This window comes from Oleiphilus sp. HI0067, assembly GCF_001635735.1.
On record NZ_LWFI01000234.1, the window covers coordinates 1 to 617 of the forward strand.

At 42.9% G+C, this 617-nt stretch carries 2 protein-coding genes; both read left to right on the top strand.

Annotated features, from left to right (window positions below; genetic code table 11):
• The first annotated feature begins 46 nt into the window (after window positions 1–46).
• On the top strand, window positions 47–304 hold the full coding sequence (locus tag A3739_RS03080) for a DUF4389 domain-containing protein (protein WP_068476442.1): 258 nt from the start codon (window positions 47–49) through the stop codon (window positions 302–304).
• On the top strand, window positions 297–617 hold a 321-nt coding region (locus tag A3739_RS03085; RefSeq protein WP_068500265.1), incomplete at its 3' end, for a histidine phosphatase family protein. The genes A3739_RS03080 and A3739_RS03085, both read left to right, overlap by 8 nt.

Sequence of the window (617 nt, forward strand, 5' to 3'; positions counted from 1 at the left end):
AGCGTAATACAGATGTTGAATATACTTTACCGAAGGATGAAATTTAATGCGTATCGCGTATGTTTTATTGTTTTGTGTTGTTTTCAGCTTTTCTGAGATCGTCATTGCGGTGATCGCTTTAATTCAGAGTATTTTGAGTGTGACAGTCGGCGAACCAAGCGAAACGCTTAAGGATTTTGGTGCGCGACTGGGTGTGTATTTAAAGCAAATCTCTGAATTTATCAGTTTCTCCTCAGACGAAAAGCCGTTCCCTTTCGCTGACTGGCCAGAACCCGAGAGCAAGCGAGATAGTACGAATGATTGATTTGTTTTTGTGCCGTCACGGTGAAGCATCTTTTGATGCGCCAAGTGATCGACAACGTCCATTGACCGATGCCGGCACTGCAAAGACAAAAGAAACTATTCTTCGCCTATCTAAAATGAATATGTCTGTAAGCGACATCTGGTGTAGTGACTTGATGCGAGCACAACAGACAGCGCAATTATTTTCATCAGAATATAGTCTTATCGTCGAAGAGCAGACGTTTCTTCGTCCTGATTCTGACCCTGAGCGTGCGACAAGAAAGCTAAATTTATTACGCGATGATCAAACCTTGCTGATTGTGGCGCATATGCCA